At 66.0% G+C, this 26720-nt stretch carries 24 protein-coding genes; 14 read left to right on the top strand and 10 right to left on the bottom strand.

What is annotated here, in order from left to right:
* Positions 1–91 precede the first annotated feature (91 nt).
* On the bottom strand, positions 92–1075 hold the full coding sequence (gene sepH, locus BSZ39_RS01490; protein ID WP_073715634.1) for a septation protein SepH: 984 nt from the start codon (positions 1073–1075) through the stop codon (positions 92–94).
* A gap of 231 nt (positions 1076–1306) precedes the next feature.
* Between sepH and BSZ39_RS01495 the strand changes: the two genes are divergently transcribed.
* Positions 1307–1606: a DUF4193 domain-containing protein gene (locus tag BSZ39_RS01495; protein WP_073715635.1), complete on the top strand. Its 300-nt coding sequence runs from the start codon at positions 1307–1309 to the stop codon at positions 1604–1606.
* Here BSZ39_RS01495 and BSZ39_RS01500 read toward each other — a convergent pair.
* Entirely contained in the window at positions 1603–2076 is a 474-nt protein-coding gene (locus BSZ39_RS01500; protein ID WP_073715636.1) for a DUF3093 domain-containing protein, read from the bottom strand. The two genes, BSZ39_RS01495 and BSZ39_RS01500, sit on opposite strands and share 4 nt — an antisense overlap.
* A 36-nt stretch (positions 2077–2112) precedes the next feature.
* Between BSZ39_RS01500 and dut the strand changes: the two genes are divergently transcribed.
* Genes dut through BSZ39_RS01520 form a run of 4 tightly spaced genes read left to right on the top strand, consistent with a single transcriptional unit; the run spans position 2113 to position 4262 of the window.
* Positions 2113–2571 (top strand): dUTP diphosphatase, encoded by a 459-nt coding sequence (gene dut, locus BSZ39_RS01505; protein WP_073715637.1) that lies wholly within the window; start codon positions 2113–2115, stop codon positions 2569–2571.
* A complete protein-coding gene (locus BSZ39_RS01510) occupies positions 2571–3251 on the top strand; it encodes a DUF3710 domain-containing protein (protein ID WP_073715638.1) in 681 nt (226 codons plus the stop codon). The genes dut and BSZ39_RS01510 overlap by 1 nt, the downstream gene beginning before the upstream one ends.
* A 4-nt stretch (positions 3252–3255) precedes the next feature.
* Complete coding sequence (locus BSZ39_RS01515) at positions 3256–3561, top strand: OB-fold nucleic acid binding domain-containing protein (protein WP_083602846.1); 306 nt, start codon at positions 3256–3258, stop codon at positions 3559–3561.
* A complete protein-coding gene (locus BSZ39_RS01520) occupies positions 3558–4262 on the top strand; it encodes a DUF3159 domain-containing protein (RefSeq protein ID WP_083602847.1) in 705 nt (234 codons plus the stop codon). Before BSZ39_RS01515 ends, BSZ39_RS01520 begins: the two co-directional genes overlap by 4 nt.
* On the opposite strand, the gene BSZ39_RS01525 is transcribed toward BSZ39_RS01520, so the two are convergent.
* Positions 4159–4866 (bottom strand): potassium channel family protein, encoded by a 708-nt coding sequence (locus BSZ39_RS01525; protein WP_073715640.1) that lies wholly within the window; start codon positions 4864–4866, stop codon positions 4159–4161. The genes BSZ39_RS01520 and BSZ39_RS01525 overlap by 104 nt on opposite strands.
* On the bottom strand, positions 4863–5531 hold the full coding sequence (locus BSZ39_RS01530; RefSeq protein ID WP_073715641.1) for a potassium channel family protein: 669 nt from the start codon (positions 5529–5531) through the stop codon (positions 4863–4865). Before BSZ39_RS01530 ends, BSZ39_RS01525 begins: the two co-directional genes overlap by 4 nt.
* A 68-nt stretch (positions 5532–5599) precedes the next feature.
* On the opposite strand from BSZ39_RS01530, the gene BSZ39_RS01535 reads away from it, so the two are divergent.
* The 3 genes from BSZ39_RS01535 to acnA all read left to right on the top strand — a co-directional run bounded on the left by BSZ39_RS01535 (position 5600) and on the right by acnA (position 11631).
* Positions 5600–7537, top strand: coding sequence for an APC family permease (locus BSZ39_RS01535; protein WP_222842833.1), 1938 nt, complete (start codon positions 5600–5602; stop codon positions 7535–7537).
* Positions 7521–8705, top strand: coding sequence for a class I SAM-dependent RNA methyltransferase (locus BSZ39_RS01540; protein WP_158025063.1), 1185 nt, complete (start codon positions 7521–7523; stop codon positions 8703–8705). The genes BSZ39_RS01535 and BSZ39_RS01540 overlap by 17 nt, the downstream gene beginning before the upstream one ends.
* 142 nt (positions 8706–8847) lie before the next feature.
* On the top strand, positions 8848–11631 hold the full coding sequence (gene acnA / locus BSZ39_RS01545) for an aconitate hydratase AcnA (RefSeq protein ID WP_281247107.1): 2784 nt from the start codon (positions 8848–8850) through the stop codon (positions 11629–11631).
* Positions 11632–11689: 58 nt separating this feature from the next.
* Here the strand turns inward: acnA and BSZ39_RS01550 are convergent, their stop codons facing one another.
* The 4 genes from BSZ39_RS01550 to BSZ39_RS01565 all read right to left on the bottom strand — a co-directional run bounded on the left by BSZ39_RS01550 (position 11690) and on the right by BSZ39_RS01565 (position 16601).
* On the bottom strand, positions 11690–12442 hold the full coding sequence (locus BSZ39_RS01550) for an HNH endonuclease (protein WP_073715644.1): 753 nt from the start codon (positions 12440–12442) through the stop codon (positions 11690–11692).
* 243 nt (positions 12443–12685) lie between these two features.
* Positions 12686–13600 (bottom strand): TIGR01777 family oxidoreductase, encoded by a 915-nt coding sequence (locus BSZ39_RS01555; RefSeq protein WP_073715645.1) that lies wholly within the window; start codon positions 13598–13600, stop codon positions 12686–12688.
* A 9-nt stretch (positions 13601–13609) separates the two neighbouring features.
* Entirely contained in the window at positions 13610–14275 is a 666-nt protein-coding gene (locus tag BSZ39_RS01560) for a CBS domain-containing protein (RefSeq protein ID WP_073715646.1), read from the bottom strand.
* Between the two features lie 373 nt (positions 14276–14648).
* Positions 14649–16601: an alpha/beta hydrolase family protein gene (locus tag BSZ39_RS01565; RefSeq protein ID WP_073715647.1), complete on the bottom strand. Its 1953-nt coding sequence runs from the start codon at positions 16599–16601 to the stop codon at positions 14649–14651.
* 80 nt (positions 16602–16681) lie between these two features.
* Between BSZ39_RS01565 and dxs the strand changes: the two genes are divergently transcribed.
* The 6 genes from dxs (at position 16682) to BSZ39_RS01595 (ending at position 24970) form a co-directional block, all read left to right on the top strand.
* The gene (dxs, locus tag BSZ39_RS01570) at positions 16682–18565 is read left to right on the top strand and encodes a 1-deoxy-D-xylulose-5-phosphate synthase (RefSeq protein ID WP_073715648.1); all 1884 of its coding nucleotides are present in this window, start codon (positions 16682–16684) and stop codon (positions 18563–18565) included.
* Positions 18562–19242, top strand: a complete 681-nt coding sequence (locus BSZ39_RS01575; protein ID WP_245792396.1) for a queuosine precursor transporter — start codon at positions 18562–18564, stop codon at positions 19240–19242. Before dxs ends, BSZ39_RS01575 begins: the two co-directional genes overlap by 4 nt.
* A complete protein-coding gene (gene tgt / locus BSZ39_RS01580; protein ID WP_073715650.1) occupies positions 19239–20465 on the top strand; it encodes a tRNA guanosine(34) transglycosylase Tgt in 1227 nt (408 codons plus the stop codon). Before BSZ39_RS01575 ends, tgt begins: the two co-directional genes overlap by 4 nt.
* Before the next feature lie 94 nt (positions 20466–20559).
* Complete coding sequence (pflB, locus tag BSZ39_RS01585; protein ID WP_073715651.1) at positions 20560–22818, top strand: formate C-acetyltransferase; 2259 nt, start codon at positions 20560–20562, stop codon at positions 22816–22818.
* A 6-nt stretch (positions 22819–22824) separates the two neighbouring features.
* Positions 22825–23718, top strand: coding sequence for a pyruvate formate-lyase-activating protein (pflA, locus tag BSZ39_RS01590; protein WP_073715652.1), 894 nt, complete (start codon positions 22825–22827; stop codon positions 23716–23718).
* A 10-nt stretch (positions 23719–23728) separates the two neighbouring features.
* Positions 23729–24970 (top strand): carboxylate--amine ligase, encoded by a 1242-nt coding sequence (locus BSZ39_RS01595; RefSeq protein ID WP_073715653.1) that lies wholly within the window; start codon positions 23729–23731, stop codon positions 24968–24970.
* Here the strand turns inward: BSZ39_RS01595 and BSZ39_RS01600 are convergent.
* Both BSZ39_RS01600 and BSZ39_RS01605 read right to left on the bottom strand, forming a co-directional pair.
* Entirely contained in the window at positions 24967–26163 is a 1197-nt protein-coding gene (locus tag BSZ39_RS01600; protein WP_073715654.1) for an HRDC domain-containing protein, read from the bottom strand. The two genes, BSZ39_RS01595 and BSZ39_RS01600, sit on opposite strands and share 4 nt — an antisense overlap.
* Positions 26160–26717 (bottom strand): DUF3000 domain-containing protein, encoded by a 558-nt coding sequence (locus tag BSZ39_RS01605; RefSeq protein ID WP_073715655.1) that lies wholly within the window; start codon positions 26715–26717, stop codon positions 26160–26162. Before BSZ39_RS01605 ends, BSZ39_RS01600 begins: the two co-directional genes overlap by 4 nt.
* Positions 26718–26720: the final 3 nt, after the last annotated feature.

Raw genomic sequence — 26720 nt, forward strand, 5'->3', positions numbered from 1 at the left:
CTCCGGTGACTGGATGCGAGTGTGGTAACCCACATCCTGCCGGAGGTCTTCATCTCATCTCGACCGTTCGCAACGTCCCAAGGAACTACATCTAGTCGTCGGACTTCCCGCCAAAGACGATCTCATCCCAGCTCGGGACCGAGCGGCGACCCGATTTCTTCGAGCGCTTGGGCTTCTCCTGCTTCGGCGCCCGCTCGACCTCGATATTGAGCTCATCTTCTCTCGGCTCCGAAACCTCGCGCTCCGGGAAGGACAGCACGACCGCGTCGTGCGCTTCCTCGGGACGGGAGGGGTGCGCGGCCGGAATATCGTCGCCCGCACCAAAGAGCGGATCGGAGAGCTCATCGACGTCGCCGAACGGTGACGGCTCGGGGCGGCGGCCCCGATTCTTCGCCAAGTGATCAAGGAGCGATTCGGTCGCGCCCGCGGGTTCCTCGGTCTCTTCGGGGCTGGGCGCCGGCGGCTCGTCGGGTTCAAAGGAGCGGACATGGCGACGCGCGCGCGGCGACGACGAATCGGTCTCGGATAGCCAGCGGGCCTCATCTTCTAGCGCACGCACCGAGCGGCTTGCCATATCGAGGCGCCAACGGGCCGTGCGGGTCTTGCCGCCCGCGTCGAACTCGACGGTCACATTCCACGGTTCGCGTGATTCGCGGAACGCATTCCAGGAAAGCGAATCGGTATCGACGCCGCGCTCCGCGAGACGATCGACAACAATCTCCCCGAGCGTGGGGGCACCAAGTTCATGGCCGACGGTGCACTCGCGCGCGACCTGGATCGCCCATTCACGTTCGGCGATGATCGGGCCCTCGAAGCGCTGGACATAGTCCTCGCTCACCTTGCCCTCGGCAGCGATATCGCTGACGGACACCCCGGCGCGCAGCATCTCTTGGATCTCGCGCGGCCGCAGCGTGCCATCCGAAGGAGCCGGGTTCGGCTTCGGTGACTGCATCGGCCGACGCACGGCCTGGCGCAATTCGGGCGTGATCGGCAGGTGGTAGGTCGTTCCTGCGTCGTCGCTAAGGACAAGATGGGTGCCATCCGCCTGGAGTGACACAAAGTTCAGCTTGGTCATCAAACCTCCCGCTCTTACGCCTGAACACTACATGGTAGTTTCTTAACCCTTGCCGAGGCACGCCGTTTGGCGCGCGGGTTCACGTATCTGGACCTAGCCGTGAGCGAAACCTCACTAGGCCATCAGTCCTGGTATGGGCATCGTGGCCGGTTTTATGGTAAGAATCCTCTGGTATGCATCATGACGATGTAACTGACAGCCACCCTCAACCTAAGCGGAGCGTGACGCCCGATGGCCACCGATTACGACGCACCACGTAAGAACGACGATGAACTTAATGAGTCGTCGCTGGAAGAACTCAAGGCGCGGCGTGGTGAAGCTAACTCCGCGTCGGTAGATGAAGACGAAACCGAAGCCGCCGAAGGATTCGAACTGCCCGGTGCGGATCTTTCCAATGAGGAGCTCTCGGTTCGCGTGCTGCCCCCGCAGTCTGACGAATTCACCTGCATGCAGTGCTTCCTCGTCCACCACATCTCGCAGCTGGCTTCCAACGAGGGCGGCGTGATGATCTGTGAGGAATGCCTGGGTTAAGCGCCCGTTACTTCGTGTGTTTGAAGGGCCTGCACCAACTGGTGCGGGTCCTTTACGCATACCAGCCAGTACGGCGTCGGATCGCGCGGATCGTCGACACTGACCTTGACCGCGCTGCGTGCCCACGGCCGGTGCACGACCCACGCGCGGGTGTCAGCCCCCGGACCCATGGCATGCCGCAGCGCGGCCACATCGAGGATCTTCGCGTCTTTTAAGAACTGGACTGGGATGTGGGCGCCACCGGCACACAGTTCGCCGTCGCTCACGCTGACTTTCGGGCTCGAGCCGAGCAACAGTGCGAGGCCGACCGCGCCACCGATGACGGCCACGATGATCGCGAGGGCATGGGAGACCGGAATGAACAGTAACCCAAACGAGGCGGCCAGGAGCACGACGACTATGGTCGTGGCCACGGTGGGGTAGAGGCGAGAAGAGTAGCGCGTCGAGGTCACCCTTCTACTGTGACACATTGGGAAGGCGCCACAAACCGCGATACCGTTAGGCCCGTGAGCGATTTGACTATCTCAGTACAACTTCTGCATCCCGACGCACGCCTGCCGCACCGTGCGCACTATGATGACGCCGGCGCCGACCTGATGAGCGTCGAAGAATGCGAAATCGCTCCGGGCGAGCGGGCTCTTGTCGGAACCGGCATCGCGATTGAGGTGCCGCGCGGATATGCCGCCTTCGTGCACCCGCGCTCGGGTCTCGCCGCGAAGCAGGGCCTTACGGTCTTAAACGCGCCCGGAACGATCGATTCGGGCTACCGCGGTGAAGTCAAGGTCATCGTGCACAACACCGATCCCCACGCCACCGCCCACATCGGCGTGGGGGATCGGATCGCGCAGCTCGTTATCCAAGAGGTGGCTCTCCCACGGTTTACAGCCGCGGACCGCCTCAGTGACTCGGAGCGTGCCGCCGGCGGATTTGGGTCGACGGGCATCGCTGGAAAGGACACCAACTAATGGCATGGTTTAGGCGTAAGAAGGCCGACGCAGCCGAGGACATGGCGCCGCTCGAAGAAGAGCAGGTTGACAGCGTTGCCGAGGAGCTTACCGGCCCGTTCGATATCTCGCAGCTCGACGACCTTGATGATCGCCTCGACCTGGGCGTGCTCAAGGTGCCGCCGCGCATGAAAATGAACGTGCGTATCGAGCTCGACGCCGCCACCCGGGCGCCGCTCGCTGTCGCGGTCGGGATGGACGATTCCGTCATGCAGCTGCAGGTATTTGCGGCGCCGACGTCGCGCGGCATCTGGAGCGAGCTGCTCGAAGAGCGCGCCGAGACCGGCGAGGCCCAAAACGCCGGGGTCGTACGCCAGCACGGTCCGTTTGGCAGCGAAATCGTCTTGCATCTGCCCATTCAGACGCCTGCGGGCACGGGGACCCGCCATCTGCGTTTCGTTGGGATCGACGGCCCGCGCTGGATGCTGCAGGCGATGTTCATCGGCCCGGCTGCGCATGACCCGAGCGCCGCTGTCGCGCTCGAAAAGGTGCTGCGTGACGTCGTCGTTGACCGCGGCAGCGAACCGCTGCCTCCGAAGCGCGTCATCCCTGTGACGATCCCGGGATCGGCGGTGGCCGATGATGCCAACCCGAACCTCGCGATGCCCGGCCGCGGACCAGAAATCCAGGAGATCCGCTAACGCAATGTCGACCACGATCGCATCGGCGGCTCTGCCGATGTCCCAGCTGAATCCTCGGATGCGTGCCCGCGTCGCGGGCCGGATCACGGCGGTGACATACCGTCCGAGCACGCGGCATCCCGAACTGCGCGCGCAACTGTCGGACGATACCGGCAGCATCGGACTCGTCTTCCATGGCCGGCGCGCGATCGCCGGGATCGAGCCGGGTCGCTATCTCATGGCGACCGGCACGGTGGCATCCAGCCCGGATGGCAACCTCATGTTCGATCCGGAATATCGGCTGCTGATTGCCAAGGAGGAGTCGTCATGACGACGCCGGAACAGCCCACCGAACGCAAAAGCGGGATGAAGCAGCTCGCCGCCGAAGAATTCGATCTGGCCGAGGCGATCGGTGGGGTGCGCGGCGTCGTCGAATCCGTCCTGCCCGTCATCGTTTTTCTGGGTGTTTACCTGCCGACGCACCGGCTGCTGCTCGCCTCCGGCCTTGCCCTGCTCGCCGCCACGATCGCGCTCTTGGCGCGCCTTCTCGCGCGCACGCCGATCACCCAGGCGCTCGGTGGGTTCCTCGGTGTCGCGATCTGCGCGATGTGGGCGGCCTATTCGGGCAGCGCGGAAGGCTATTTCGCGCCCGGCCTCGCAATTAACGCGGTATACGCCGCGATCATGCTCATTTCGATGCTCGTGCGCTACCCGCTCATCGGGCTCGCCGACGGCCTCATCCGAGGCGAGAACAACTGGCGCACGAGCCCGCGGATGCCGCGCTATTACGCCATTACGCTGCTGTGGGCCGCCATGTTCGCGTTGCGGCTTGGCGTCCAGTGGCCGCTGTATACGTCGGGCAACGTTGCGGCGCTGGGCACCGCGCGCCTGCTCATGGGCATCCCGCTGTTCGCGGTCGTGATCTTTATCAGCTGGTTGGCTCTTCGTCGGAAGGATCCAGATCAGTCGGCTCCGGAGCCAGCAGCTCCTGCAGCTGAGATAGCTCCGTCGTCAGATCAGCCGCCACAATAAACAGCAGCTCATCGCCCGCCTCGAGCGTGTCATCGGGCTGCGGCGTGATCGGCTGCGCGGCGCGGATGATCGTCGCGAGTTGTACCGCCACCGGGAGGTTGAGGGTCTCGACCCGAGATCCGATCACCGGGCTCGTGGCCGGGAGCGTCAGCTCGTACATCGCCGCTCCGGAGGAGTGGAACGTGAAGAGGTGGACGAGTTCGCCGACGGACACGGCCTCTTCGACGAGCGCCGTCATGATGCGAGGCGTGGAGACCCGCACGTCAACGCCCCACGCGTCGTCGAACATCCACTCGTTCTTCGGGTTATTGACGCGCGCGACGATGCGCGGCACCCCGAATTCGGTCTTCGCGAGCAGCGAGACGACGAGATTGACCTTGTCATCGCCGCTCGCCGCGACGACGACATCGGCCTCATCGGCATTCGCCTGCTGCAGCGCCGTCGGCTCGCAGGCGTCGGCGAGGAGCCATTCGGCGTCGGCGACCGAGGCGATACGCATCGCCGAGGGGTTCTTGTCCACGAGTGTGATCTCGTGGCCGCGGCCGAGCAATTCTCGAGCGATCGATCGCCCGACCGAGCCGGCGCCAGCGATGAGAATATTCATGACCGACTCCTTTGCGGGCCCTTGCCGATGCGGCGTTCGATGACGGGCACCTCGTCCTTTTCGGCGACGCAGTGCAGCAGGTCTTGCTCTTGGATCACCGTGTCGGAGGAGGGCATCAGGCCTTTGCCAAGACGCGTAATGAAGGCGACGCGGGCGCCGGTCTGATCGACGAGTTCGGTAAGCGGCTCACCGATCCACTCCAGCGGCGCGGGCAGGGCCGTGAGCGCGATCCGGCCGGAGGCATCGATGAACTCGGTCGCGCCTCCCATGGGGAGCATGCGGCGCACGATCTGGTCCGTCGTCCACAACACGGTCGCGACGGTCGTGATCCCGAGGCGCTGGAAGACTTCGGCGCGTTTTGGATCGTAGATTCGGGCGACGACGTGTTCGACGCCGAAGACCTCGCGTGCGACGCGCGCGGCGATGATATTGGAGTTATCGCCGCTGGAGACGGCGGCAAACGCGTAGGCGTCTTCGATTCCGGCCTGGCGCAGTGCGTCGCGGTCGAAGCCGACCCCGGTGACGCGCTGTCCGGAAAAGTCGGATTCTAGGCGCCGAAACGCGTCGGAATTCACGTCAATAACGGCCACGGAGTGGCCTGCCGAGTCGAGGTAGGTCGCGAGCATGGCGCCGACGCGACCGCATCCCATGATTACGAAGTGCACAACACCTCACGCTACTCCCTTGCGCGACAGTTACCAATGTTGCGGGCATCGGCTCTAGCATGAAAAGCGTGTCCGTTCATCCCAGCGCTCTCCAGCGTTTCCTCCTCGGCAAGCCCCTGGCGGCCGACCGGTCGCGCGAGACGCGGCGCTCGAAACGCTGGGCGCTGCCCGTCTTCGCCCCCACCATGGTCTCGGCCGTGGCGTATGCGCCGGACGAAATCCTCTTAACGCTCGCGCTCGCGGGTATCGGCGCGATCGCCATCTCGCCGTGGGTCGGTCTCGCGGTCGTCCTTGTCATGGCGGTGGTCGTGGCGGCGTATCGGCAGAACATCGATGCCTACCCGACGGGCGGCGGCGACTATGAGGTCGCGACGAAGAACCTGGGACGGCGCGCTGGGCTCACCGTCGCATCGGCGATGCTCATCGACTTCGCTCTCACCGTGGCCGTATCAGTGGCGGCCGCCGCACACTATCTCGCTGCCCCTATCCCCGCGCTGGCCGACTACAGGCTGCCGATTGCGATCTTGACCGTCATCGCGCTGGCCCTCGTGAACCTGCGCCACTCGCGCGAATCGGGCCGGGTGCTGGCCATTCCCGTCTACCTATACCTCGCCTCGATCGGGCTGCTGACGGTGGTGGGTGCAGTGCGCTATGCCCTCGGCACGCTCCCGCCGGCGGCAAGCGCGGGCCTCGAGCTCACGGGATCATCGACCCTCGATGCCGGCCTGATGGGGTTTGCTGGCGCCATGCTCGTTCTGCGTGTGTTCTCGTCCGGCTGCGCCGCCCTGACATCCGTGGCGAACGTGAGCACTCGCGTCCATACCTTCAGCGAACCGCAGCGGCGTAATGCGCGTGTCACGCTCGTCGTCATCGCGGCGATCACCGCGGTGCTGCTCTTGGCCGTCATTCTCCTCGCGCGCCTCACGGGAGTGCGGATGCTCCCCGAGAGCTCCGCGAATCAGGATCCCGTCATCGCACAGCTCGCCGCGGCGATCTTCGACTTCGCGAGCCCGCTCGTGATCATCGTGGTCGCCGCGACCGCGATCGTGCTGGTCGTCGCCGCCAACTCCGCGATCAACGCGCTGCCCGTCCTTGGCGCGATCGTCGCGCGCGACAGCTACCTGCCGCGTCAGCTCTATACGCGCGGCGACCGGATGGTCTTCTCCCGCGGCATCGTCGTCCTCGCGGTCGTCTCGATCGCCCTCATCGTCGTCTTCGGCGCCGAGGTCACGCGCCTCATCCAGCTGTATATCGTCGGCGCGTTCCTGTCGTTTTCGCTCTCGCAGTTCGCGATGGTTCGTCACTTCACCCGCGCTCTGTCGATCTCGACGTCAGCGAGTGAACGCCGACTGCTCAAGCGGCGCCGCGTCATCGCCGCGATCGCCTTCGTCCTCACCGCGCTCGTCCTCGCGGTCACCCTGATCACGAAGTTCTTCTCCGGCGCGTGGCTCACGCTCGTACTCATCGGCGCGGCCTACCTCATCATGACGCGCATCGGCTCTCACTACGCCCACGTCGCCGAGCAGCTGGCGGTGCCCGACGTGGCCACGGCCCGCGCGCTGCCCTCGCGAGTCCACGCGATCGTGCTCGTCTCGGCGCTGAACCGGCCCGCGCTGCAAGCGATCTCCTATGCCCGCGCGACCCGCCCGGCGACACTGCAGGCCGTGCACGTCGCCGCGAATAAGGATGCGAGCGCGAAGCTACGCAAGGCCTGGGAGGACGCCGAGCTCCCGATCGACCTCACGATGGTCGATTCGCCGAATCGTGATATCTCGCGTCCCGTGATCGACTACGTGCGCTCGATCCGTCGCCAGTCGCCGCGCGACCTCATCGTCGTCTTCCTGCCCGAATTCGTCGTCAAGAATTTCAGCGGACACCTGCTGCATAACAACACCGCGCTACGCCTGAAATCCCGGCTGCTCTCGACGCCGGGAATCGTCGTGTCCTCGGTGCCATACCTCCTGGATGAAACCGGGCAGGAAGGAACTCATGAACCCCCTCGTTGAGATCACGGGCGTCGCACATGGCGGCACCTGCGTTGGCCGAGTCGAAAGCGGCAAAGTCGTCTTCGTTCGGCATACCGCGCCTGGGGAAACTGTGCGCGTGCGCATCACCGAAGAGCTCGCGACTCGGGCGTTTGCCGACGCGATCGAGGTCGTCGAGCCGAGCCCGCACCGCACCGAGCACGTCTGGCCGGCCGCGCAGCGCCACGATATCGGCGGCGCGGAGCTCGGGCACCTGAGTATCGAGGGCCAGCACGAGTTCAAAGAGGCCGTCCTCACGCACACGCTGCGCCGCATTGGGGGAGCGGACGTCGCCGAGGCGGCAACCGAGGTGCGACGCCCCATCCGCTCCGCGTACCGCCCGGGTGAAGGCAGCCGCACCCGACTACGCACGATCACCGACGACACGGGTCGTCCCGCGATGCGCAAGTTCCACTCCAACGAGCTCGTCGCGATCGACGACATGCCGCTCGCAGTGCCCGAACTGGCCGATCTGCGCGACATGATGGCGCCGGGTGGCACCGAGCTTCGCCATGTGGCGACCTCGCGCGGGGATGTCCACGTGTGCCCCGCGGGCGCGGAACAGCGGATTACCGAAGAGGTGCGCGTGGGGGATCGGACATATTCCTACCGCCTCACGACCGACCGATTCTGGCAGGCCCATCGCGCGGCACCCACGCTGCTCGCGAACCAGGTTGTTGACGCCCTGGGCGAGGTAGGCGACCCGACCGGTATCAACGTGCTCGAGCTGTTTTCCGGCGTCGGCCTCTTCTCCGCCCCCATCGCCGACGCGATCGGCTCGCGCGGCGCCCTCATCACCGTCGAGGGCGATAAGGCCGCCGTCGCCGATGCGAAGCGCAACGTGCCGCGTTGGGTCGAGGTCCGCGCCGCATCGATCGATCCGCGCTCCGTGTCCGCCCTCGTCGTCGAGCGGCCCATCGATGCCGTCGTGCTCGATCCGCCGCGCAGCGGCGCCGGGGCGAAGGTCTGCCGGATCCTCGCCGAAGCCGAGCCCACGGCGGTCGTCATGATCTCGTGCGACCCGGCAGCGCTCGCGCGCGATATCGCCGTCTTTATGCGTCACGGTTATCGCCTCGAGTGGGTCGAGCCCTTCGACCTGTTCGAACACACCCACCACCTCGAGACGACGGCATTACTCACGCTGAACTGACACGCGGCGTGCGCCGCAGTGTTAGAACGGTAGTGGAGTATCGGTTGGACGACGCCGCGTCGATAAAGTATCTTGATGTCGAGAGAGTTTTGTCGATTCGGTGAGAACTGCCCGGCAAATCAGGACCGCAAAGGAGACCCAGGTGGATTCATTTAACTCCCGCGCCACGCTCGACGTCGATGGCAATTCCTGTGAAATTCTCCGGCTCGACGCCGTTGAGGGCATCGAGAAGCTTCCCTACAGTTTGAAGATCCTCGCGGAGAACCTGCTGCGCACCGAAGACGGTGCCAACGTCACGGCCGACCACATCAAGGCGCTGGCCAACTGGGATCCGAGCGCGGAGCCCGATACGGAAATCCAATTCACGCCCGCCCGCGTCGTCATGCAGGACTTCACCGGCGTGCCGTGCGTCGTCGACCTCGCCACGATGCGGGAGGCCGTCGCCGACCTCGGCGGCAGCCCCGACAAGATCAACCCGCTGGCGCCCGCCGAACTCGTGATCGACCACTCGGTCGTCATCGACGTCTTCGGTCGCGAGGACGCGTTCGAACGCAACGTCGAGCTCGAATACGGCCGCAACGAGGAGCGCTACCAGTTCCTGCGCTGGGGCCAGGGTGCGTTCGATGACTTCAAGGTCGTCCCGCCGGGCACCGGCATCGTCCACCAGGTCAACATCGAATACCTCGCCCGCGGCGTCATGACGCGTGAGGTCGACGGCACGCTGCGCGCCTACCCCGACACCTGCGTCGGCACCGACTCGCACACGACGATGGTCAACGGCCTCGGCGTCCTTGGCTGGGGCGTCGGCGGTATCGAGGCCGAGGCGGCCATGCTCGGCCAGCCCGTCTCGATGCTCATCCCGCGCGTCGTCGGCTTCAAACTCACCGGCGAGATCCCGACGGGCGCAACCGCGACCGACGTCGTCCTCACGATCACGCAGATGCTGCGCGAGCACGGCGTCGTCGGGAAGTTCGTCGAGTTCTACGGCGAGGGCGTCTCAGCGGTGCCGCTGGCTAACCGCGCCACGATCGGCAACATGAGCCCGGAATTCGGTTCGACTGCCGCGATCTTCCCGATCGATGACGTCACCGTCGACTACTTCCGCCTGACCGGCCGCTCCGAGGAGCAGGTCAAGCTCATCGAGTCGTACGCCAAGGAGCAGGGCCTGTGGCACGATCCGTCGCGCGAGGCCGCCTACTCCGAATACCTCGAGCTCGACCTGTCGAGCGTCGTCCCGTCGATCGCCGGCCCGAAGCGCCCGCAGGATCGCATTCAGCTGAGCGAGGCGAAGGAGTCCTTCGCCGCTGTGCTGTCGAACTACGCGGCCGCCGACGAGGGCACGGACCTCGACGAGGCCATCGAAGAGACCTTCCCGGCTTCCGACCCGATCACTCCGAACGTCTCGGAGGATTCCGCCGAGGTCGCGACCGAAACCCCGACGGCGACGAAGCGCGCGCACAAGCGCGTGCCGCTGACGATGGCCGACGGAACCGAGACCGAACTCGACCACGGCGCCGTCGTGATCTCCTCGATCACATCCTGTACGAACACGTCGAACCCATCGGTCATGCTCGCCGCCGCGCTGCTCGCCCGCAATGCGGTCGAGCGGGGCCTTAAGGTGAAGCCCTGGGTGAAGACGTCGATGGCGCCCGGCTCGAAGGTCGTCACGCACTACTACGAGAAGGCTGGGCTTTGGCCCGCGCTCGAGGCGCTCGGCTACCACCTCGTCGGCTACGGCTGCACCACGTGCATCGGTAACTCGGGCCCGCTGCCCGAAGAGGTCTCCCAGGTCATCAACGACAACGACCTCGCGGTCGTCTCGGTGCTGTCCGGCAACCGCAACTTCGAGGGCCGCATCAACCCCGACGTCAAGATGAACTACCTGGCGTCCCCGCCGCTCGTCATCGCCTACGGCCTGGCCGGCACGATGGACTTCGACTTTGAGACCGAAGCCCTCGGCAAGGACAAGGACGGCAACGACGTCTACCTGCGTGACATCTGGCCCTCGCCCGATGAGGTGCGGGAGGTCATGGATTCTTCGATCACGCAGGAGATGTTCGAAGATGACTATGCCGACGTTTTCGCCGGTGATGAGCGCTGGCGTTCGCTGCAGACGCCCGAGGGCGACACCTTCGCCTGGGATGCCGACTCCACGTACGTGCGCAAGCCCCCGTACTTCGAGGGCATGACGATGGAGCTCACGCCCGTGGAGGACATCGCGGGGGCTCGCGTGCTCGCGAAGCTTGGCGATTCGGTCACGACGGACCACATCTCGCCGGCCGGCGCGATCAAGTTCGACTCGCCTGCGGGTAAGTACCTGAAGGACAACGGCGTGGAGCGTCGGGACTTCAACTCCTATGGCTCGCGTCGTGGCAACCACGAGGTCATGATCCGCGGTACCTTCGCCAACATTCGGCTGCGTAACCAGCTGCTCGATGGTGTCGAGGGCGGCTACACGAAGAACTTCCTTTCCGGTGAGCAGGACACGATCTTCGACGCGTCGCAGGCCTACCAGGAGGCCGACATTCCGCTGGTGATCCTCGGTGGCAAGGAATACGGTTCCGGCTCTTCGCGTGACTGGGCTGCCAAGGGCACCGCGCTGCTCGGTGTCAAGGCGGTCATCACCGAGTCCTTCGAGCGCATCCACCGTTCCAACCTCATCGGCATGGGTGTGCTGCCGCTGCAGTTCCCCGATGGCGAGAACGCGGATTCGCTCGGCCTCGATGGCACGGAGATCTTCGATATCGCTGGCATCACCGAACTGAACGACCGCGTCACGCCGAAGACGGTCAAAGTGACGGCGACGAAGGAAGACGGCTCCACCGTCGAGTTCGACGCGCGCGTGCGTATCGATACGCCCGGAGAGCGGGAATACTTCCGTAACGGCGGCATCCTGCAGTACGTGCTGCGTTCGCTCGCGAAGTAGGAGCGTTACTTTTCAGGTGGCCCGGATCGGCGACGGTCCGGGCCAATTGGCATGTTCGTTAAAACGGTGGCTCGCCGTCATCGGGCGGGTCCTTGGGGCGGGCGAGGAAGCGTCGGCGGCGCGGCGTGCGAACCGGTTCGTGCCGGGAGATTCCGCCGATATCCCAGGTGCGGCTGCCGTCGGCGTGGATCGCGCTCAGGCGCGCGGCCTCGGTGGTCTTGAGGCGGTGGCAGCGTTTGCACAACAGGTGGAGGTTCGCGACCGAGGTGGTGCCGCCGACGGCCCAGGGCTTGATGTGATCGAGTTCGAGGTTGCGAGTCCTCGTGCACCCGGGGCCGCGGCAGAAGCGGTCCCTGATTCGGACGGCATCGGCGATTGCCGCCGGCGGCCGGTACCGGGTGCGGCCGATATCGAGGACCTCGCCGGTGAGGGTGTCGGTGACGAGGCGTCGCCACGTGCCTCCGGCGGCCAGCAGGATCGCGACGGCCGGGCTGATCGGCCCGTAAACGTCGAGCCAGGGCACCTCAAGGCGGCTGGCATCAGCGGCGGTCTCGGTCGTGTCGCTGTCCGCGATGCTCTGCGCGATCGAGCGCGATCGCCTGCTCGGCGGGGAGCTGGCACACGATCCTCGCCATCCCGTGGGCGCGGATCTGGGGCCGTGAAACGCCGCGGGACGCCGCCGTCTTCTCGTGCTGCGCGTCGGCTTCATCGGGGCTAGTTCGATGAGGAGCTTCTTGACTTCCCGCGCCGCCTGGCTGGGCATGAGATGCTCGAGCCGCTTGGCGAGGACGGAGTCGACCGCGAGCCACATCGACGTGGTGAGGTCCTTCAGTGGGGCGACGAGGCCTCGGATGAGGCATGCTCGAGGGCCTCCAGCTGGCCGAAATCTCGCGTTAGCTCCATGAGCACTTCGGTGGACTACACCGAGCTGTCGTGCACCAGGCGCAGCTTCAGATCGAGGTCACCTGCGGGACCTGCGATCGGCGGAAGCTCCGGTGCTGTGGACATGCCTCAAGTCAAGCAGCAACCACCGACATTGAGCCGCGCGCCTGTTCTACGTCGCGTAGGGACCTGCAATCGCGGCGGCGAGAATATCGCGCACGGTCGGCGCCTCGAAAACGAAGCCCGCGTCCGTCAGCTTCTCAGGTACGACGCGCTGGCTGGCGAGCAGGAGCTCTTCGCCCATCGCGCCCATGGCCCGCAGCGCGGCCGTCGGCAGCGGCAGCGGGGAGCTGCGCCCGAGCAGATCCTGGAGCGTTTCGTGCCAGACCTCGAAGGGAACCGGTTCGGGGCCGACGACGTTAAGCGGGCCGGACAGCGAATCATGCTCCAGGGCGAACAGCGTCGCCGCGGCATGGTCCTTGATCCAGATCGACGGGAAGTACTGGTGGCCGTCACCGAGCTTTGCGCCGAGGCGGTAGCGGTAGAGAGGCAGGAGGACGCCGAGCAGACCGTCGGCGCGGTCCATGAGGTGGCCGGTGCGCAGCTGCAGGGTGCGCACGCCCAGATCGGCGACAGGGAGAGCCGCGGCCTCCCACGCCCGGCAGACCTCGGCGAGCCAGCCGTGACCGGCCGGGGAGTCTTCGGTGAGGATCTGGTTGCCGCGCGAGCCGTAAAACCCGACGGCCGATGCCGAGGCGAACACCCGCGGGCGGTCGGCCTCGGGAAGCTGCGCGATCGCGTCGGCGAGGAGCGTAACGGTCTCAATGCGCGAGGCGATGATCTCGCGCTGGCGGCCCGGCGTCCAGGGGCGGTCCGCGATGCCCGCGCCGGACAGGCACACGATGGCGTCCGCGCCCGCGAGCTGTGGGGCGTGGAGCTTGCCCGCTGCGGGGTCCCACAGGATCTCGCGCGCGGAGCGTGGGGCGCGCCGCACGAGATGGGTGACGTCCCAGCCGCGCTCATGCGCCAGCGCGGTAAGGGCAGTTCCGAGGAAGCCGGACGCGCCGGCGATGATGAGGCGTGCCATCTTCCTACTCTAGAGCCGCCCCTCGTCGTGCGCCTCAAGAGAGTCGCGATGCCGCCGAAACTCCGCGATGCGCGCGTTCATGCGGGAGCCCCAGGAGGACTCGGATTCGGCCTGTTCGAGGGCACGGCGCTGCTGGCGGTAGATGCGGCGCACGAGGTCGCGTTGAGCGACCCAGCCGATGAGTTTGCCGTCGTCATCGGTCACGGCGATGCCCTCGACGCCCGCCTCGAGAAGGGTGCGCAGGACGACGGAGGCGAATTCGCTGCGGCGGACGTGTTCGTCGCCGAGCTGCAGGCTCGTGACGGGCTGGGACGTGTCGATGCCCTGTTCGCTTGCGGTGGCGACGGCGAGGGCGCTGAGCGTGCCGAGGAAGGTGCCGTCGGTCGCGACGACGGGCACAACGGTGGTGCCGGATTCGCGGACGACGGTGGCCGCGTCCTTGATGGACAGGGTCTCGCCGATGATGGCGGGCTCGCGGCCCATGAGACCCTCGGCGCGCACACGCCCGATGAGGGTCTTTTCCACAGGGTCATCGAGCACATCGCCGCGGCGCACGAGTTTCGTCGTGTAGATCGTGTAGCGCGTGAGGAAGGTCGAGACGCCGGTCGCGAGGCCGACGAGCGCGCCGCCGATTGCGGGGCGCGCCCAGTCGGGGCCGCGGTAGGCGAGCGTCATGAGGTCGTCGATGACGTAGATCGAGCGGGAGAAGGCGACGCCGGCGAGGCCCGCGATGATGCCGCGCGAACGGCGAATAGCGGTTGACGGCGATCCCGCAGATGAGGCCGGAGATCACGGGAACGGCGATGACGAACGCCGGATGCCAACCGTAGGCGCCGTGGGACGCGCCGCCGGTGGCGCCATAGTCGCGAAAGTCCGTCATGAGATACGAGACCAGCGCGATGAGGTGCTGGAACGCGACGGCCGAAAGGCCCACGCAGATCCCGACGAGGGCGCACAGCGCCGCGAAGGCACTGCGGTGATGGGTCAGCAGCGATCGAATCCGCCGAACCGGCGGAGACGGTGGAGTGATCGGTGCCGACATGCGCGCCTAGCTCCAGGGCACGGCGGCTTCGATCCCGTGCGGCTTAAACCCGAGGACGTCGCCGTAGAACGCGAGCTCGGTCGCGGCCGCGTCCTTCTTCACATCGGCGGTGCGGAAGCCGTGCGCCTCGCCCGGGTACATCCGCAGCGCGACGCGCTGGCCGGCCGCGTGCAGGGCATCGTGGATGACCGTTGCCTGGCTGGGCGGTACGACCTTGTCGTCCTCGCCCTGCAGCAGCAGGACGGGCGCGGTGATCGCGTCGAGGTGGTGGATCGGGGAGCGGTCGCGGTAGGTGTCGCGGTCCTCGGGGTAGGCGCCGATGAGGCCATCGAGGTAGCGCGCCTCGAATATGTGCGTCTCCTTGGCGAGCAGCTCGAGGTCGGCGACGCCGTACAGGGAGGTCCCGGCGGCGAACACGTCGGAAGTCGACAGGGCACGCAGCACGGCGTAGCCGCCCGCGGAGCCGCCGCGGATAACCGCGCGGTTCTGATCGATGAGGCCGGAGTCAGCGAGGAAGCGCACGCCGGCGGCGATATCGGCATTGTCGATGACGCCCCACTGGCCGACGAGTAGGTCGCGGTAGGCGCGGCCGTAGCCGCTGGAGCCCGCGTAGTCGACGTCGAGGACGGCGAAGCCGCGCGTGGTCCAAAACTGGATGCCATCGCGCAGCACGGGCCACGTCGAGGAGGTCGGCCCGCCATGGACCATGACGATGAGTGGGGGCTTCTCGCCTTCCGGAGCCGTGACCTCGGGGTGGTGCGGGGAATAGAAGTAGCCGTAGGCCTCGTGCGCGGGCAGGCCATCGACCTCGGGCGTTTCCCAGCTGATCGGCTCGGGCAGCGAGATCCACTCTTCGGGCAGTGCGTCTTTTTCGGAGGTCGCGACGACGCGCGTGCGGGCGTGCGGCAGGTCGATGTTGAGGACGACGGGGGACTGGGTGGCAGAGCCGGCGAGGATCGCGACGCGGTCGTCGAGGCAGGCGGGCGTGCCGAGCGGGTCGTAGCCGATGAGCCATTCCTCGAGCTCGCCGGTGCGCCACGCGAGCGAGCCGATATGTCCCTGGCCGTCGGCCCTCCACTTGACGAGGACGTGCTCCTCATCGAGGACGGTATAGGGGCTTTGCATCACCCACGCGGGATCGGCGAATTCGGCCTCGGCCGGGTGCACGGTGCGCAGCCGAACCTGGGGCCCGAGCTCGGCGCGGTAGATATTCCACCAGCCGGAAAGGTCGTCAATGAACAGGAGGTCATCGTCGGTCACGAACATCGGGAACACCGCCGCAGACGTGCCGGAATCGATGCGCGTGATCTCCTTGATGCTCGTCTCGAAGCGTTCGCCGAGCATGATGCGGGTGTCATCCCACGGCATCTGGCCGAGCTCCCATTCGAACCAGGTGATGCGCTCGCGGGAGGGGGAAAGGCGCACCCCGGCGATGAAGTCGGCGCCGTCGTACAGCACGGTGCGCTCGAGGTCGGCGCAGTCGATATCGACGATGGCGTGACGCGGGTAGCCATCGGCGCGCGAGTTGTCGTAGATTTCGGCGACGGCGATGACGTGGCCGTCGACGGCGCTGATGTCGCAGTAGCGCCAGCCATCATCGGGCGTGATGGGGCTCGCCGACGCGCCGGGCTCGGCGGCGAGCGGCGCGCGGTAGAGGCGGCCGTCGTCGCGGTTAGAGACGATGACGTCGCTCCCTTCGATCGCGAGGGCGGGACCGCCGTATTCGTGCACGCGCGAGCCGATCGAGATTTCTTTTCCGGTCTCGTCGTGCAAGGGGATTTCGATCAGGTGGCCATCGCGCTCAACGGCGAGTCGCGTGATTCCGTCGCTGCCGGTTTTCGTCGTCACCAATCCGGTCTCGGTTAGGAGCGGATCGCCGAGCGTCGTCTTTGACGCGGTGAGGGCTTCAAGCGAAAGAATCGAGGGCCAGGCGCCATACGGCATCGTGGTGGTCGTCATAGCTCCCATTGTATGGCGCAGCGCTTCCCAAATCGTCATAGAGTGGGAGGTCGAAGTATGCCGCGCGTGCGAGGAGAGAAATGAGCCAACTATCCCGGTTGACGTCAATCGACGTCCTACGCAGGATGACGCCTTCCGAACTGCGCGCACTATCGGAAGAGATTCGCGAATTCCTCGTCGATGCGGTCTCCAAGACCGGCGGACACCTGGGGCCGAACCTCGGCGTCGTGGAGCTTTCGATCGCCCTGCACCGGGTGTTTGACTCGCCGAAGGACCGGCTCGTATTCGACACCGGCCACCAGTCCTATGTGCACAAAATTTTGACGGGCCGCACCGATTTTTCGGCGCTGCGCAAGCGCGGCGGGATCTCCGGCTACCCGGCGCGTAGCGAATCCATTCACGACATCGTCGAAAACTCGCACGCCTCGACGGCGCTGTCGTGGGCCGAGGGGATCGCCCGCGCCAACCGCATCAAGGGCCTGACCGATCGCAGCGTCGTCGCCGTCATCGGCGATGGCGCGTTGACCGGCGGCATGTCCTGGGAGGCGCTCAATACAATCGCCGACGAGGACGACACGCGCCTTATCGTCGTCATCAACGACAATGGCCGGTCCTATGAGCCGACGATCGGTGGCCTCGCCCATCACCTCGACGCGCTGCGCACGGCGCGCGGGTACGAAAAGTTCCTCGACTGGGGCAAGCGCACGCTGAAGAAGGGCGGCACTCCCGGTAACATGGCCTATGACGCGCTGCACGGGTTGAAAAAGGGCGTCAAGGACGTCATCGCGCCGCAGGGCTTTTTCGAAAACCTCGGCATCAAGTACATCGGCCCGGTTGACGGACACGATCCGATCGCGGTCGAGTTCGCGCTCACGCGCGCCAAGGCGTTCGGCGGTCCGGTCCTCGTGCACGTCATCACGGAAAAGGGGCGCGGCTACCGCCATGCGGAAAACCACGTCGCCGACCGCTTCCACGCCGTCGGCGTTATCCACCCCGAAACCGGCCTGCCGGTCGCGCCGTCGCGCTTCGGCTGGACGTCGGTTTTCGCTGAAGAGATGGTGAAGGTCGCGCGCAAACGCGCCGACGTCGTCGGGATCACCGCGGCGATGCTGCACCCCGTGGGCCTTGCGCCGATGCGCGAGGAATTCCCCGACCGTGTCTTTGACGTCGGCATCGCCGAGCAGCATGCCGTGACGTCCGCCGCGGGCCTCGCGTTTGGTGGCATGCACCCGGTCTTTGCCGTCTACGCGACGTTCCTCAACCGCGCCTATGACCAGCTGCTCCTGGACGTGGCGCTGCACAAGGCGCCGGTGACGTTCATGCTCGACCGCGCGGGCATCACGGGCGATGACGGCGCCTCGCACAACGGCATGTGGGATCTCGCGCTCATGCGTACGGTACCGGGCATCCGGGTCGCCGTGCCGCGCGATGGCGATGAGCTTGTCGCCCAGTTCCACGAGGCGCTCGACGAAGACGGCGGGCCGACGCTCGTGCGCTACCCGAAGGGCTCGCTGCCCGAGGCGCTGCCGGCGCAGCGCTCGATCGGCGAAGGCTATGATCGCGTCGACGTGCTGTCGGAAGCGCAGGGCGAGGAGGGCGCCCGCCGCGTCCTCGTCGTGGGCCTTGGTCCGTTTGCGCCGACCGCGGTCGCCGTCGGTAAGACGCTGGCCGGGCGCGGCGAGCACGTCACTGTCGTCGACCCGCGCTGGGTCCTGCCACATTCGCCAACCCTCATCGATCTCGCGAGCGCGGCCGACCTCGTTGTGCATATTGAAGACGGTCTCGTCGACGGTGGCATCGGCGACAGCCTGCGCGATGAGCTCGCGCGGCGCGGCAGCGCGACGCAGGTCGCCTGCTTCGGCATCCCGAAGGACTTCCACACGACGGCCTCACGCGCCCAGCTGATCGAGGATTTCGGACTGACTCCGGAAGCGATCGTCGCGTCCGTGGGAACCGACGCATGAGCGTTACTGACATGCGGGAGCACACGGTAGCCCCGCCTCCTGCCGCGCTGCGCTATGACGTCGTCGTCACGCTATTCGTCGGATTTTTGCTGCTGTCGAATATCTCGGCGACGAAACTTATCCAGCTTGATCTCGGCGGCCTGCAGCTGATTTTCGATGGGGGAGCGATCCTGTTTCCGCTCACCTATATCCTCGGCGACGTGCTCGCGGAGGTCTTCGGCTTTGCCCGTGCCAAGCGCGCGATCATCCTCGGGTTCGTCGTCTCGATCGTCGCGTCGCTCACGCTGTATCTCGTCCAGATCGCGCCGCCCGCGGCGGACTATCAGAACCAGGAAGCTTTCGCCGCGGTCCTCGGTTTTGTGCCGCGCATCGTCGCCGCCTCGCTCGCGGGCTATCTCGTCGGGCAGTATCTCAACGCCTGGGTCCTGACCTGGATGAAGGGCCGCAGCGAAAAGAACCTGTGGGCCCGTCTGCTCGGCTCGACGGTGGTCGGTGAGGCCGCCGATACGATTATTTTTTGCACGATCGCCTTCGCGGGCACCCTATCGAGTGGCAATCTCGTGAACTACATCGTCGTCGGGTTCGCCTACAAGGTGGGCCTGGAGGCACTCCTGCTGCCGGTGACCTACCGGGTGATCGGCCTCTTTAAGCGCTACCGAGTGGGAGAGTACCAATGAGCGAGGTCTTTACCGTAGGCGAGCGGCTCGCTACGGGCGGGCGCACAGGCACGATCCACACGCCGCACGGCGATATTCAGACCCCCGCGTTCATTCCCGTCGCGACCCAGGCGACGATCAAAGCGGTCCTGCCCGAGACGATTGCCTCCCTCGGAGCGCAGGCGGTCCTCGCCAACGCCTACCACCTCTACCTGCAGCCGGGCCACGAGGTCGTCGAGGCGGCCGGGGGACTGGGACGGTTCATGAACTGGCCCGGACCGACGTATACCGACTCCGGCGGCTTCCAGGTGCTCTCGCTCGGCTCCGGCTTTAAGAAGGTCCTGTCCGACCAGTTCGCGGGCAAAGCCAACGCCGACACGGACGTCGCCGAGGACAAGAGCCGGCGCGCCCAGGTCGACGATGACGGCGTCTGGTTTACCTCGCACCGCGACGGGACGAAGCACCGCTTCACGCCCGAGGTCTCGATGCAGGTCCAGCACGCCATCGGTGCCGACATCATCTTTGCCTTCGACGAGCTCACGACGCTGCTCAACAGCTACGACTACCAGGTCGAATCGCTCGAGCGCACCCGGTTGTGGGCGATCCGCAGCCTGCGCGAGCACACGCGCCTCATGGCCGCCCACCCGGATCGGCCACGCCAGCTTCTGTTCGGCGTCATCCAGGGCGCCCAATACGAGGACCTGCGCCGCAAGGCCGCCCGCGATCTGGGGGCGATGGAGGTCGACGGCGCGCACTTCCCGGGCTTCGGCATCGGGGGTGCGCTCGAGAAAGAAAACCTCGCGACGATCGTGCGCTGGGTGACAGAAGAACTGCCGGAGGACCGGCCGCGCCACCTGCTCGGAATCTCCGAGCCCGATGACCTTTTCAACGCGATCGCCGTCGGCGCTGACACGTTCGACTGCGTCTCGCCCTCGCGGGTCGCCCGCACCTCGGCGGTCTACACGCGCACGGGCCGCACGAATCTGCTGCGCAGCGAAAACCGGACGGCGTTCGTCCCCATCGACGAGACCTGCACGTGCTACACGTGTGAGAACTACACGCGCGCCTACCTTCACCACCTGTTTAAGGCCAAAGAGATGGTGGGGTCGACGCTCGCGACGATTCACAACGAGCATTTCACGCTGACATTGGTCGATCGGATCCGCAAATCCATCACGACCGGGGACTTCGAAAGGCTGCGAGCCGATGTTCTCGGAGACTATTACGGACAACGGTGTGAGTGAGGACACCGGTCGAATCGGTCGAAAGTCCCCTGGCTTTTGTGACCGATTCGTTACGGTAGAGGGGTAGTAACCGAATACCGAAGGAGGCCCGCTCGTGGCTACCGAAACCGCCGCCGCCGATACCATCCCCGAAGCTTGGCGCGGTTTTACTACGGGACGCTGGAACGATTCGATCGACGTTCGTGACTTCATCCAGCGCAACTACACGCCCTACGAAGGTGGAGCTGATTTCCTTTCCGGCGCGACGGAGCGCACCACCCACATCTGGGACGAGCTCTCCAAAATGTTCCCGGAAGAGCGTAAAAAGGGCGTCTACGACGTCGATCCACACACGCCCGCCGGCATCACCGCCCACGCCCCCGGCTACATCGACAAGGACGAGGAACTCATCGTCGGCCTGCAGACCGACGCTCCGCTCAAGCGCGCCATCATGCCCTACGGTGGCTGGCGCATGGTTGAAGGCGCACTGAAGACCTACGGCTACGAAGTCGATCCGGTCGTCCGCGATATCTTCACCAAGTACCGCAAGACCCACAACCAGGGCGTCTTCGACGTCTACCCGCCCGATGTGCGCAAGGCCCGCTCCGCCCACATCGTCACCGGCCTGCCCGATGCCTACGGCCGCGGCCGCATCATCGGCGACTACCGCCGCGTCGCCCTGTACGGCGTGGACCGCCTCATCGAGGCCAAGCAGGCCGAGCGCTGCGTGCTTGACAAGGTCCGCTCCACCGAGGACATCATCCGCGATCGCGAGGAAAACACCGAGCAGATCCGCGCGCTACAGGAACTCAAGCAGATGGCCGCGTCCTACGGCTACGACATCTCCGGCCCGGCCAAGAACGCTCACGAAGCGATCCAGTGGCTCTACTTCGCCTACCTCGCTGCCGTCAAGGAGCAAAACGGCGCGGCGATGAGCCTTGGCCGTACCTCGACCTTCCTCGACGTGTTCATCGAGCGCGACCTCGCCAACGGCGAGATCACCGAAGAACGCGCCCAGGAACTCATCGACGACTTCGTCATCAAGCTCCGGATCGTCCGCTTCCTGCGCACCCCGGAATACGACGAACTGTTCTCCGGCGACCCGACCTGGGTCACCGAGTCCATCGGCGGCATCGGCAACGACGGCCGCACGCTCGTCACCAAGAACTCCTTCCGCATGCTCCAGACCCTGTACAATCTCGGTCCGGCCCCCGAGCCGAACCTGACCGTGCTGTGGTCGCCCGAGCTGCCCGAAGGCTTCAAGAAGTTCTGCGCCAAGGTCTCGATCGACACCTCCGCAATCCAGTACGAGTCCGACACGCTCATCCGCACCTCCTGGGGCGATGACGCCGGCATCGCGTGCTGTGTCTCGGCGATGGCGATCGGCAAGCAGATGCAGTTCTTCGGAGCGCGCGTCAACCTCGCCAAGGCCCTCCTGTACGCCATCAACGGCGGTAAGGACGAGACGAGCGGCAAGCAGGTCGCGCCCGCGAGCGAACCCGTCGGCGAAGGCGTCCTCGACTACGAGGATGTGCGCGCCAAGTTCGATCACCTGCTCGACTGGCTCGCCAAGACCTACGTCGATGCGCTGAACTGCATCCACTACATGCACGACAAGTACTCCTACGAGCGCATCGAGATGGCGCTGCACGACAAGGAGATCCTGCGCACGATGGCCTGCGGCATCGCCGGCCTGTCCGTCGCGGCCGACTCCCTGTCCGCCATCAAGTTCGCGTCCGTCACCCCGGTGCGCGACGAGCGCGGCCTCGTCGTCGACTACCTCGTCGAAGGCGACTTCCCGAAGTTCGGCAACGACGATGATCGCGTCGACTCGATCGCCGTCGAGCTGGTCGGATCCTTCATGGAAAAGATCCGCGCGCTGCCGACCTACCGAAACTCGGTGCACACCCAGTCGGTGCTGACGATCACCTCGAACGTCGTCTACGGCAAGCACACCGGCAACACACCCGACGGGCGCCGTGCCGGCGAACCGTTCGCCCCGGGTGCCAACCCGATGAACGGCCGCGACACCCACGGCATGCTGGCCTCGGCCCTGTCGGTCGCGAAACTGCCGTACTCCGAGGCGCAGGACGGCATTTCGCTGACCAACACCGTCGTCCCCTCCGGCCTCGGCCGCACCGAGGACGAGCAGGTGAAGAACCTCGTTGGTCTGCTCGATGCCTACATGGGCTCCGAGGGCTTCCACGTCAACATCAACGTCCTGAACCGGGACACGCTGTATGACGCGATGGAAAACCCGGAGAAGTACCCGCAGCTCACCATCCGCGTGTCCGGTTACGCCGTGAACTTCGTGCGGTTGACGCGCGAGCAGCAGCTCGACGTCATCTCGCGGACGTTCCACGGTTCTATGTAGGGACACATGACCCATCCTCACGGCGGCATCGCCGGCGATGGCGTGACCGGAGAAGTCCGGCTCGAGCCCGCCGGCGAGGACGTCCCTCGCCTCCGCGGCTCGGCCGGACTTGCCGGTATCGACGCCGCGGAGGCGATGAGCCGTTCCGAGCACTTCGCCGCCGTACGCGCCGGCGAGATCGGCTCCTTACACTCCTGGGAGCTCGTCACCGCGGTCGATGGACCCGGAACCCGGCTCACCGTCTTCCTTGCCGGCTGCCCCCTGCGGTGCCTGTATTGCCACAACCCCGACACGCTGAAGATGCGCGACGGGGAGGCGGTGCGCACCGATGACCTGCTGGAGCGGATCACCCGCTACCGGCCCGTCTTTAACGCAACGCTCGGCGGCGTCACGTTCTCCGGGGGAGAGCCCCTCATGCAGCCCGCGTTCCTCTCCCGCCTGCTCGCCGGCTGCAAACAACTCGGCATCCATACCGCGATCGACACCTCCGGCTTCCTCGGAGCGAACGCGAGTGACGAGATGCTCGACAACCTCGACCTCGTCCTGCTCGACTTCAAATCGGGCATCCCCGAAACCTATAAGTCGGTCACGGGCCGCGACCTCGCGCCGACGATCGCATTCGGAAACCGGCTGAACGATAACGCGGTCGCGATGTGGATCCGCTTCGTGCTCGTCCCGGGCCTGACCGACGCGCCCGAGAACGTCGAACGCGTCGCCGATCAGGTCGCGCGCTGGGGATCCGTCCACCGCGTCGAGGTCCTGCCCTTCCACCAGATGGGGCGCGATAAGTGGGCGAGCCTCGGGCTGGACTATCAGCTATCTGACACGGAGCCGCCCTCAGCGGAGCAAACGGCCGCCGTCCGCCAGGTCTTCGCCGCCCGCGGCCTTGACGTGTACTAGAAATAGAGCTATGCAGGATTACTCTTCCGTCACCGCCGTCGTCCTCGGTGGCGATATCGGCGCCTATTCCGTGGCTCGTGCGTTCTTTCAGGCGACCGGTAATAGACCGACGATCATCTCCGCGTTCGGAGGCGGGATCGTGCGCGATTCCTCGATCGCGCGCCTGATCGTCGAGCCGCAGATGGAAGACCACGAGGTCCTTCTGCGCCATCTGCGTCAGATCGAGGCCGCCTCGAACGCAAACCATATTTTCGCGGTCGCGAGCGCGGACTGGAACGTCGAGAGCCTGATCGCGCTGCGCGATGACCTGCCCGAGCGCTTCATCGTGCCCTATCCCGACAAAGCTACCGTTGCCCGCGCGACGGATAAGGCGAGCTTCACCGAGCTGTGCGTCGCCCTCGGGATCCCGCATCCGCGCAGCGTCGTGCGTGCCCCGGGCGGCCCGATCCCCGCCGATGGAGAGGCGATCACGTACCCGATCGTCGCGAAGGCAACCGATACGCCCGCCTATCACGAGGTCGAATTTGCGGGGAAGAAGAAGGTCTTTACGTTTGCCTCGCCCGCCGAGGCGCAGGCAGCACTCACGGCCGCGGACGCCGCCGGCTATGCAGGTGACTTCCTGCTGCAGGAATACATCCCCGGACCCGACTCGCAGATGCGCGTGCTGAACCTTTATTGCCAGGCAGGCGGCAAGGTCGTCTTCGCGGGGCTCGGCCGCGTCCTGCTCGAAGAGCACGCCCCGAGCGCGATCGGTAACTCGGCAGCGATCATCACCGAGATCGACGAGGACATCATCGCGCACGCGAGCCGGATCGTGGAAGAACTCGGCTGGCACGGTTTCGCCTGTTTCGACATCAAGGTCGACCCGCGCACGGGCGTCCCGATGATCTTCGAGATGAACGCCCGGCTCGGCCGCGCCCACCACTACCTCACGGCCGTCGGCGCGAACCCCGTCGAGTTCTATCTGCGCGACTATGTTGCCGGGGAGGTCATCGATCGGCGCTACACGGTGGCAAAGGAAGGCCTGTACACGGTCGTACCGATCAGCCTGCTCATGATGTACACGCCCGGGGAGCGGGCGCGCATCGCGCGGCTTGTCGCGTCCGGCCGCGTCGCGAGCCCGCTGTTCAATACGTCTGAGCGCAGCCCGAAGCGGTGGGGATACGTGCTCGCCGCCTATGTCAACCAGTGGCGCAAGTTCCTGCGCCACCACCCGCCGACGAAGGCCGACCGGCCGGGCCTGGATCGCTAGAGTTTGCGCAGCGCCTCGGCAAGCGGGGCGGACAGCAGCGCGATCTGCCAGGAGCGGCTGCCCATCTCATCGAGGGCGGCTCGTACCGCGGCCGGGGTCGCGGGGAATTCCACCCAGGCAAGCAGGCGCTGATGCGCCGGGAGCAGCATGTTCTCGGCCGGGACGTTGTGTTGCTCGCCGACCTCGGCAACGACGGCGCGGATCGCGGCGAGCCGCTCGGCGGCCTCCGGATGGGACTGGCTCCAGCGCCGGTGATCGGGCAAGCCCGGATTGCCTGAGCCGCGCTTGCTCGGCAGTTCATCCGCGGGCAGGGCGCGGGCGCGTTCGAGCGCGTCATGCCAGTTCTCGGCGAGCCGGCGATGGCGCAGCCCTGACATCTTCTTGATCTGGCGCGAGTTACGCGGATTCGCCTTGACGATTGAGATCACCATGCGGTCGGGCAGCAGCCGCGAGGGGCACGTGTTCGTCTCTTGGCCGAGGCGGTCGCGCTCCCGCCACAGTTCGCGGGCCGCGGCTAGCTGGCGGCCGCTCTTGAGTTCAGACAGGCGAGAAATCCGCCGCCACTGATGCGGTTTCGGGGCCGGGGGCTCGAGCGTGCGAACGTATTCGAATTCTTCTTCGGCCCACGACAGCTTCTTCGCGTCTTTTAGGCGCGCGACCTGGCGTTCCATGACCTCATCGAGCAACTCCACGTCGAGCGCCGCATAGATCAGCCAGTCATGGGGCAGGGGCCGCTGCGACCAGTCGACGGCGGAGAACTCCTTGGCGAGGCGGATGCCGAGTTCGCGCTCGACGACGGCTCCGAGGGAGACCTTGGGATCGCCGAGCAGCCGCGCGGCGAGTTCCGTGTCGAAAATCGTCTTTGGTCGCATCCCGAGGCGGTTGAGGCACGGCAGGTCCTGGGAGGCCGCGTGCAGCACCCACGTGACATCGGCCATCGCATTGGACAGGGATGACAGGTCGAACAGGAATTCGGGATCGATGAGGGCCGTGCCGGCGCACTCGCGGCGCACCTGAACGAGGTAGGCATCGGAGGTGTAGCGAAAGCCCGAGGCGCGTTCGGTATCGACCGCGAGCGGCCCTTTGCCGCGCTTGAGCTTCGCAATATAGTCGGCGAGCTCGGCCTCTTCCGTCATGACGTCGGGGACACCGTTGCGAGGAACGGAAAGGAGGGGCAGCTCAGTTTCGCTCATAGTCCTGACGGCGGAATAATTCGGGGAATTGGAACGAGATCACAGGAGATCTCTACTAGGTTAAGCCATGCCTGCAGGTGAGGGCCAAGATCGCTCGTGACGGGCGTCCACGAGCCGCGGATCTCCATCTCGATGTCTTGATCAGACAGTTCGAGACCGCCGAAGGTCTCGGACAGTACCCGCGTGACGGTTCCCGACAGGTGGTGATAGCCGGCGCCCTGGTCATCGAGCGCGCTGGTCAGCCACGACCAGCCCACCTCGCCGAGCAGTGGGTCGTCGGCGACCTCGGAGTCCATGGGCGCCTTCACGAGGACGATGATGCGGAAGTCGCCGTGCCAGGCGGGTTGCCCGTCGGGGTCGTAGAGGATGACGAACCGGCCGTGGCCCGCGAGCTCATCGTCGTCGGTGAGGACTTCGGCACTGAGTGCGGCGGCATAGGGCGCGAGGCGCGTCGGCCCCGGAATCTCCGTCAGCGCGATCTCCGGCCGCAGCTGATGACCGCGCAGCGAGGCGAGTGCTGCACGAAAATCGCTGGGGGCAAGAGGTTCGGTCACATC

Source organism: Bowdeniella nasicola (assembly GCF_001907295.1).
Classification (GTDB): Bacteria; Actinomycetota; Actinomycetes; order Actinomycetales; family Actinomycetaceae; genus Bowdeniella; species Bowdeniella nasicola.

What these genes read in the sequence shown, in the direction of transcription:
- sepH (WP_073715634.1), bottom strand. Translation starts at nt 1,075, where the DNA reads ATGACCAAGCTGAACTTTGTGTCACTCCAGGCGGATGGCACCCATCTT.
- BSZ39_RS01495 (WP_073715635.1), top strand. Translation starts at nt 1,307, where the DNA reads ATGGCCACCGATTACGACGCACCACGTAAGAACGACGATGAACTTAAT.
- BSZ39_RS01500 (WP_073715636.1), bottom strand. Translation starts at nt 2,076, where the DNA reads ATGTGTCACAGTAGAAGGGTGACCTCGACGCGCTACTCTTCTCGCCTC.
- BSZ39_RS01510 (WP_073715638.1), top strand. Translation starts at nt 2,571, where the DNA reads ATGGCATGGTTTAGGCGTAAGAAGGCCGACGCAGCCGAGGACATGGCG.
- BSZ39_RS01515 (WP_083602846.1), top strand. Translation starts at nt 3,256, where the DNA reads ATGTCGACCACGATCGCATCGGCGGCTCTGCCGATGTCCCAGCTGAAT.
- BSZ39_RS01520 (WP_083602847.1), top strand. Translation starts at nt 3,558, where the DNA reads ATGACGACGCCGGAACAGCCCACCGAACGCAAAAGCGGGATGAAGCAG.
- BSZ39_RS01525 (WP_073715640.1), bottom strand. Translation starts at nt 4,866, where the DNA reads ATGAATATTCTCATCGCTGGCGCCGGCTCGGTCGGGCGATCGATCGCT.
- BSZ39_RS01540 (WP_158025063.1), top strand. Translation starts at nt 7,521, where the DNA reads ATGAACCCCCTCGTTGAGATCACGGGCGTCGCACATGGCGGCACCTGC.
- BSZ39_RS01550 (WP_073715644.1), bottom strand. Translation starts at nt 12,442, where the DNA reads ATGTGGCTCGCGGTCGACTCCGTCCTCGCCAAGCGGCTCGAGCATCTC.
- BSZ39_RS01555 (WP_073715645.1), bottom strand. Translation starts at nt 13,600, where the DNA reads ATGGCACGCCTCATCATCGCCGGCGCGTCCGGCTTCCTCGGAACTGCC.
- BSZ39_RS01560 (WP_073715646.1), bottom strand. Translation starts at nt 14,275, where the DNA reads ATGACGCTCGCCTACCGCGGCCCCGACTGGGCGCGCCCCGCAATCGGC.
- BSZ39_RS01565 (WP_073715647.1), bottom strand. Translation starts at nt 16,601, where the DNA reads ATGACGACCACCACGATGCCGTATGGCGCCTGGCCCTCGATTCTTTCG.
- dxs (WP_073715648.1), top strand. Translation starts at nt 16,682, where the DNA reads ATGAGCCAACTATCCCGGTTGACGTCAATCGACGTCCTACGCAGGATG.
- BSZ39_RS01575 (WP_245792396.1), top strand. Translation starts at nt 18,562, where the DNA reads ATGAGCGTTACTGACATGCGGGAGCACACGGTAGCCCCGCCTCCTGCC.
- tgt (WP_073715650.1), top strand. Translation starts at nt 19,239, where the DNA reads ATGAGCGAGGTCTTTACCGTAGGCGAGCGGCTCGCTACGGGCGGGCGC.
- pflA (WP_073715652.1), top strand. Translation starts at nt 22,825, where the DNA reads ATGACCCATCCTCACGGCGGCATCGCCGGCGATGGCGTGACCGGAGAA.
- BSZ39_RS01595 (WP_073715653.1), top strand. Translation starts at nt 23,729, where the DNA reads ATGCAGGATTACTCTTCCGTCACCGCCGTCGTCCTCGGTGGCGATATC.
- BSZ39_RS01600 (WP_073715654.1), bottom strand. Translation starts at nt 26,163, where the DNA reads ATGAGCGAAACTGAGCTGCCCCTCCTTTCCGTTCCTCGCAACGGTGTC.